This window comes from Methylobacterium sp. B1, from assembly GCF_000333255.1.
Lineage (GTDB): Bacteria > Pseudomonadota > Alphaproteobacteria > Rhizobiales > Beijerinckiaceae > Methylobacterium > Methylobacterium fujisawaense.
In genome coordinates, this window is the sequence record NZ_BACT01000354.1 from 1 (window position 1) to 7,487 (window position 7,487).

Below are 7,487 nucleotides of genomic sequence, written 5' to 3' on the forward strand. Positions count from 1 at the left end.
GCGGCCTGCGCCTGGGGGTTCATCCTGGCCGAGGACTGGCCCGCCCCGGCACCCGCTCAAGCCCCGAGCGGTGCTCGAAGCCGCCGCTTCCGCGGGGATCGACGTGACGGCCGATACCGCCTACGTGCCGCTGCTCGCCGATGCGCCGCCGGACGCGGTCGCGCCCTGCGGGACCAAGCGCAGCTACCATTTCTACTTCGTCTACTGCGCCGTCGACGCGGGGGAGGCGGCCGCGACCCTGCTGGCGGTCGCTCGCGCCGCCGGGCAGCCGGCGCTGCCGTCCCTCGACTGGCTGCTGCACTACGCCACCGACGACCAGCGCCGGACGGTCGCCCTGGCGATCCTGTCGACGGGGGAGGCCGGCGCGCTGCCGGCCCTGCTGCCCCATCTCCACGAGAAGCCCGTCGCGGCGGCCCTCGACGCGGCACTGGAGGCCGATCCCGCCGCGATCCTGCCCCGCTGCCTCGCCGCCCTCGCGGGCGGCCGATCGGAGCCGGCCCTGCGCGCCCGGGTGAACCGGGCGCTCGATATCCACGGCCTCGACCGGGTCCGCGGCTGGCTCGCGGCGTCAGGCGGGCGTGGAGGGGGGATCCTTGAAGCCCTGGCGGAGGCCCGCGCCGTGCCCCTCGCGGAGCCCGCCGCCTGGCCGCGGGTGCTGCGTGACCCGCCCTGGCGGGCCAAGGCCCGGACCCGGGACGACCTCGTCCTCGCCCTCACGCCGCTGCCGACGCCGTTCGCGCATGCGGTGCCGGAGGTGGCGCCGAGCTACTGGCGGGAGCGGAATGCCGTGACCCTCAATGGCCTGGAGGCCCTGCCGGCCTTCGTCACGGCCGCCGAGCTGGCCCATCCGACGCAGGGCTGGAGCCGGATCCCGCCCCCGCTCTCCGAGCCGCCGCGCGACGACCCGCCGGCCCTGATCGCCTGGGTCGCCGCCCGCGTCGCCCAGATCGACGAGGCCTGCCGCTACTGGGCGAACTCGCCCTATCGCCAACTGGTCGGCAGCCTGGAGCGGCAGCCCGAGCCCCTGGCGCTCGCCCTCTGGGCCCAGTCGCGCGTCGTTGCGGGATGCTTCCACGTCTCGCAATGGCCGGAGATCGTGTGGGCGATGCTGTCGCGGTTCGGCGAGCGGGCGATGCCGGGCCTCGTCGGGCTGGTCGAGGCCGATCCGGTTGGGCTCCTGCCGGCGGTCCTGGCGGTGGACGATGGCCGTCTCGCCGTGCCCGCCGCCCGCGCCCTCACGAAGCTCAAGAAGGCCCGCGAGCCGGCGCTGGCCTGGCTGCGCCGCCATCCCGAGACCGCCCTCATCCGCCTGCTGCCCGACGCCGTGGGCCGGCCCGGGGCGCTGCGCGACGCCGGCGAGCACGCCCTGCGCGTGCTGGCGCAGGACCGGGCGGACGGCCGCGCCATCATCACTTCCGTGGCCGCGCGCTACGCGGACCAGGCACCGGACGTGACGGAGGCGGTCGCGCAGGTGCTCGACCGCGATCCCCTCGCCCGCGTCCCCGCCAAGGTCGGCAAGCCGCCCGCCTGGGTCGTGCCGTCCATGCTGACCCGCCCGCGTCTGCGGGACGGGACCGCCCTGCCGGACGCGGCGATCCTGACCCTCTGCGAGATGCTGTCCTTCACCAACCCGGACGCCGTCTATGCCGGCGTGCCGATGGTCCGCGAGGCCTGCACCGAGGCGAGCCTCGCGGCCTTCGCGTGGGACCTGTTCTCCGCCTGGATCGCCGCCGGGACGCCCTCGAAGGACGGCTGGGCCCTGCGCGCGCTGGGCTGGTTCGGCACCGACGCCACGGCCCGCGACCTGACCCGCCTGATCCGCCGCTGGCCCGGCGAGGCCGCCCACGCCCGCGCGGTCACCGGACTCGACGTGCTGGTCGATATCGGCACCGACGTCGCGCTGATGAACCTAAACGGCATCGCCGAGAAGCTGAAGTTCAAGGGGCTCCAGGAGAAGGCCCGGCAGAAGATCGCCCAGCTCGCCGAGGCCCGCGGCCTCACCCCCGAGGAGCTGGCCGACCGGCTCGCCCCCGACCTCGACCTCGACGAGCGCGGCGGCCTCGACCTCGATTTCGGCCCCCGCGGCTTCCGGGTCGGGTTCGACGAGACCCTGAAGCCCTGGGTCCGGGACGCCGCCGGCCAGAGGCTCAAGGACCTGCCCAAGCCCGCCAAGGCCGACGATGCCGGCAAGGCCGCGGCGGCGGTGGCCCGCTGGGGTGCCCTGAAGAAGGACGCGCGGGCCGTGGCGAGCCTGCAGGTGGCCCGCCTGGAGGCGATGCTCGCCGGCGCCCGCCGGGTCCAGCCGACGGTGTTCGGCCCCTGCTTCGCCGCCCACCCGCTCGTGCGCCACCTCGCCCAGCGCCTCGTCTGGGCCACCTTCGCGGATGCCGACCCGCGGACCGGCCCGGGCCTGACCTTCCGGGTGGCCGAGGACCTGACCTTCACGGATGCCGACGACGCGCCGCTCGACCTCGACCTGACCGGGGCGGCCCCGGGCCTGATCGGCCTCGTCCATCCCCTGCAACTCGACCCCGGGGCCCTGGCCGCCTGGGGGGCGCTGTTCGGCGACTACGAGATCGTCCAGCCCTTCCCGCAGCTCGCCCGCGAGACCTACGCCTTCACGGAGGCCGAGGCGGCCGCATCGACCACGAGCCGCTTCGCCGGGACCGTGGTGGAGGCCAACCGCCTGCGCGGCATGGCCGCGAAGGGCTGGCCCCTCGGGTCACCGCAGGATGGCGGTGTGGTCTGGTGGATCGAGCGCACCGTCACCTTCCCGGGGGGCGCCGCCGGCCAGGCCTCGCTGATCTTCTCGGAGGGCCTGTTCACCGGCGCGGTGGAGTTCGAGGACCGGGAGCAGACCCTCGGCGACCTGACCCTCGGCTCGCCCTGGAGCAACCGGACGGAGCCGGGCCAGCGGACCTTCGGCGCGCTCGCGCCGGTGACGGCGAGCGAGCTCCTGCGCGGACCGAGCCTCCTCGCCGGGACGCGGCTGCGGTGAGCCTCGACCCCGTCACGCGCTGGCGGCTCATCCTGGGCGAGGCGGCGGAGTCCGCCTGCGCGGGGGCCGGCTGCGCCCTGTCGGGGGAGGCCGCCGCCATGGATCAGGCCCTCGACTGGCTCTACGGCCGCGACGCCGAGGGGACGGCGCGGGGGGAGCGGCGCCAGGGCGGCCGCGAGGGCTCGACCCTGACGGTGCCGGGCTGGATCAACGCGGTCCACACGCTCTTCCCCCGCGAGACCATCGAGCGGCTGGAGCGCGACGCGATCGAGCTCTACGCCATCGACGACGTGGTCACGAACCCCGAGGTGCTGGCCCGGGTCGCGCCGAACGAGACGCTGCTGAAGGCGGTCCTGCGCACCAAGCACCTGATGGCGCCCGACGTGCTGGTGATGGCCCGCAAGCTCGTCCAGGAGGTGGTGCGGCAGCTGATGGAGCGGCTGGCGCGCGACCTCGCGGTGGCGTTCTCGGGGGTGCTCGACCGGCGTCGGCACACGCGCCTGCCCGGCGCCCGCGACCTCGACCTGAACCGGACGATCCGCGACAACCTGCGCCACTACGATCCCGAGAGCCGGCGGATCACCGTCGAGCGGCTGCACTTCTTCGCTCGGAACCGGCGGCAGATGCGGCCCTGGCAGGTGATCCTGCTCGTCGACCAGAGCGGGTCGATGCTCGATTCGGTGATCCACGCCTCCGTGATGGCCGCCTGCCTGTGGAAGCTCCCCGGCATCCGCACCCATCTCGTCGCCTTCGACACGGCGGTGGTGGACCTGACCCGCGATTGCGACGACGCCTGCGAGCTGCTCATGAAGGTCCAGCTCGGCGGCGGCACCGATATCGGCGGGGCCCTGCGCTACGCGGCCGGCCTGATCACCGCGCCGGAGCGGGCGATCGTGGTCTTGGTCTCCGACTTCTACGAGGGCGCGAGCGAGGCCGCCCTGGTCGCTCAGGTGCGGGCGCTCTCCGGCCAGCGCACCCGCGTGCTCGGGCTCGCGGCCCTCGATTCGGCGGCCCGGCCCGCCTACGACCGGGCGATGGCCCAGCGGCTCGTGGCGGCCGGTGCCGAGATCGCCGCGATGACGCCCGGCGAACTCGCCGGCTGGCTCGCCGCCGCGATCCGGAGCTGAGCCGCGGCGATGGCCCGCCCCGACCTCCGCGCCCTCACGGATGACGGCCTCGTCCAGCTCGCCAATGCCGGCCTGGTGAAGCGCGCGCTGCGCGAGGTGGCCGCCGGCCAGGGGCCCGCCCTCGCGGAGGCCGAGGACGGCACCGTCGAGGCGCGCTTCGCCGACGGCACGGTCACGCGGCTCGGCCCCGGCCGGCCCCCGGGCGAGGCCAGCTGCACCTGCCCGGCGAGCGGGATGTGCCGCCACCGGGTCGCCCTCGTCGTCGCCTACCGGGCCGCGGCGGTCGCGGATGGACCGGCGCAGCCAGCCGCACCCGCGGCGGTCGCCTGGGATCCCGGCAGCCTCGACGGCGCCGCCTTCGAGGCGGGGCTCGGCGGCGCGGCGGCGGCGGAGCTGCGGCGCCTCCTGGCGGGTGGGATCACGGTCGGGCTGGAGCGCGGCGCCGTCCCGGCCGCGCGGCTCCCGACCGCGACGGTGCGCTTCCTCGTGCCCGACGCGGTCGGCTACGCCCGCTGCGACTGCGCGGCGGGGGGCGGCTGCGCCCACGTCGCCCTGGCGATCCGCGCCTTCCGGGCGGCCGGGGGCGCCGCCGAGATTCGCCTGGGCGGGGCGGCGCCGGCCGGAGCGGAGGCGGGGCCGGCGGAGGAGGGCCTCGCGGAGGCCGCCGACCGGGTGGTCGCCGGCCTGCTGGAGGCCGGGGTGGTATCCGGTCCGGAAGCCCACGACGCCGCCCTCGTCCGGCTGCGGCGGGCGGCCGAGAGGCGGGGCGCCACGCAGATCCTGCTGGCCGAGGCGGACCTGGCCGGGCAACTCGCGGCCTATGCCGGGCGTCACGCCGCCTACGACGCGGCCGTGGTCCTGGCGCTCGCCACGGAACTCCTCGGCCGCGTCCGGGGCGGGGAGTCCGCCCTCGGCGTCGGCCAGCCCTACGAGACCGCCATGGGCAGGACGCGCCTGGTTTCCCTGGGCGCCCGGCTCCTCGCCCGCGGCCGGGGGGCCACCGCTCGGGTGGCCCTGGCCGACACCGATACCGGCGCGCTCCTGGCCCTGGAGCGCGATTTCGCGCCGGGCGAGGCCGAGGTGGATTTCGTCGGCAGCCTGCCCGGGCGGCTCCTGGGATCGGGCCTGTCCGTCTCGGGCACCGGCCAGGGCCAGATCCTGACCAGCGTCGCCCGGCGCCGGGCGGACGGGCTCCTCGCCCTCGGCCGGGGCGCGCAGGGCCGCACGGCCCTGCTGCCGCGGGACGCCCGCGTGACCGTGCCGGCCCCCCTGGCGGCGCGGGACGTCCCGTCGATCCTGCGCCGTCTGGCCGAGCGGCCGCCGGCCTTCCTGCGGCCGCGCGACCGGCTGGAGGCCTTCCACGTCTTCCCCGTCGACGCGGTCCTGGGACAGGCCTGGGCACCGGGCGCCCAGACGTGGCAGGCCGCCGTCGAACTGCCGGAGGCGGGCGGCACGCTGCATCTCGCCCGCGCCTACGACCCCGCCGCGCCGCACGCCCTGGACGCCCTCGCGGGCGCCTGCTCGGGGCGCTGGGGACCGGTGCGGCAGGTCGCCGGCCCGGTGCGGATCGCCGACGGGGCCCTGGTCTGCGATCCCTGGTCGGTGTCGGTCGACCGGCTCGTCGTGCCCGACCTCGCCGCCCCGGACGGCGCCGGCCACCCGATCCCGCCGGCACCGGACCTCGGGCCGGCCACGCTCCTCGACGAGGCGGCGGCACTCCTGGCGAACGCCCTCCATGCCGGGCGGCGGGCCTTCGCGGCGAACGCCCGCGCCGGCGGGGCCGACCTCGTGGCGCGCCTCGCGGCGGCGGGGCATCCCGCCACCGCCGCGCGGCTCTCGGCCTTCCTCGCCGCCGCCCTGGCCCCCCCGGGCGCGGAGCCCGATCCCTTCGCCCGGGCTGCCCTCTGGGTCGCCGCCATGCGGGATGATCCCGGGCCGGCGGAGGGCTGATCACGGAATCGTGGGGACGCGGTTGCCCCATCCGGCGCCCTGGGGCAGCTTGCCGCGGTTTCGGGCGCCGTGATTCGCCGGCCGTCCCGTCCCGATCGTTGCGTGAGGAGCCCGAATGCGCGGATCCGTCGATCGTCGCCCAGGCCTGGGCCATCCCGTTCGTCCGGCGCGCGGCCCGCACGCCCACGCGGTGGCATGAGGGTCGTCCGCGCGGCGCGCCTCCACCTGCGGGACGCCACCTCCGACAAGGTCTACGACGTCGATCTGATCGAGAACGAGGCTCTCGGGACGCCCGAGCGCTACTTCGTCAACACACGCTACGGCCGGCGCGGCGCGACCCTGCGCGAGGGCTCCAAGACACCCCAGCCCCTCACCGCCGAGGCGGCGGCCCGGGTGTTCGACAGCGTGATCGTCGCGAAGATCAACGGCGGCTACCGGCGGATCGACGGCCCGGAGCCCTCCGCCGCGTCGGAGCCGTCGGCCGACGGGCGCGCGGCCGTGCTGCGGGCGCGGCTCTCCGCCTGCCTGCACCAGCGCTGGCCCGAGCGGGAGCGCGACCGCCTGCTCTGGCGCATCGGCGAGCTGCGGCTGGCCGCGGCGGCCCCGGACCTGATCGCCCTAGCGCGGGCCCTCGGTCCGGCGCAGGCGAGCTACGCTCTGGTCTGGGCGCTCGCCCGGGCGGCCGGCGCGGAGGCGGGCCCGATCCTGGACGCGATCGCCGCCGACGCCCCCGGAAGCGTCGTCCGGGACCTCGCCCGCTTCGCCCTGGCCGCCCCGCTCACCGGAGCGTATCGCCCGCCGGAGGCCGAGCCGGACCTGCCCGGCATGGTCGCCCGGCCGGCCGAGGCGGGCGACGTCGACGGCCTGTGCGGGGCGCTGGACGGCCTCGCCCGGCATGATCCCGGCCGGGTCGGGCCGGCCCTGGTGGCGCTGGGCCGGCTTGCCCAGGGGCGGCCCGCGCTGCACGCGACGCTCTGCGCCGCCCTCCTCCGGCTGCCGGCGCGGCCACCCTACCTGATCGGCCTGCGGCGCCTGTTCAAGCACGCCGAGATGGCCGACGATGCCGCCCTGTTCGGCGCCGCCGCCCAGCGCTTCGAGACCGCGCAGGCGATGTACCAGGCCGGCCGGAGCCACGCCTACGTCCCCGACCTCCGGCGCTACGTCGCGGTGGACGCGGCGCGCCACGGCCCGGAGGCGCGGCTCGGCCTGTCCACGGCCACCCGCGCCTACATGAAGCGGCGGATCTGGCGCGCCCTGCGCAAGCGCGGCGCCGTCGGGGACCCGGGCCTTCACCGCGCTGGCGACGGGCTTCCTGCTGGCCCTCGGGCCGGAGGATCTCGACCCCCGACCCGCTGGACCGCCTTGTGGGCGCAAGCCGGGACGGGACCTGGGGGCCGGGGGCGCGGGCCCGG

The 7,487-nt window shown here is 77.0% G+C and carries 3 protein-coding genes and 1 pseudogene; all 4 read left to right on the forward strand.

Annotation, left to right across the window (positions count from 1 at the left end):
* The first annotated feature begins 103 nt into the window (after positions 1-103).
* Entirely contained in the window at positions 104-2,998 is a 2,895-nt protein-coding gene (locus tag I53_RS10355) for a DUF4132 domain-containing protein (RefSeq protein WP_251982283.1), read from the forward strand.
* Complete coding sequence (locus I53_RS10360) at positions 2,995-4,125, forward strand: VWA domain-containing protein (RefSeq protein WP_043350094.1); 1,131 nt, start codon at positions 2,995-2,997, stop codon at positions 4,123-4,125. The genes I53_RS10355 and I53_RS10360 overlap by 4 nt, the downstream gene beginning before the upstream one ends.
* 9 nt (positions 4,126-4,134) lie before the next feature.
* The gene (locus I53_RS10365; RefSeq protein WP_043350097.1) at positions 4,135-6,075 is read left to right on the forward strand and encodes an SWIM zinc finger family protein; all 1,941 of its coding nucleotides are present in this window, start codon (positions 4,135-4,137) and stop codon (positions 6,073-6,075) included.
* A gap of 195 nt (positions 6,076-6,270) precedes the next feature.
* A pseudogene (locus tag I53_RS10370) lies at positions 6,271-7,487 on the forward strand (hypothetical protein); the annotation flags it as partial.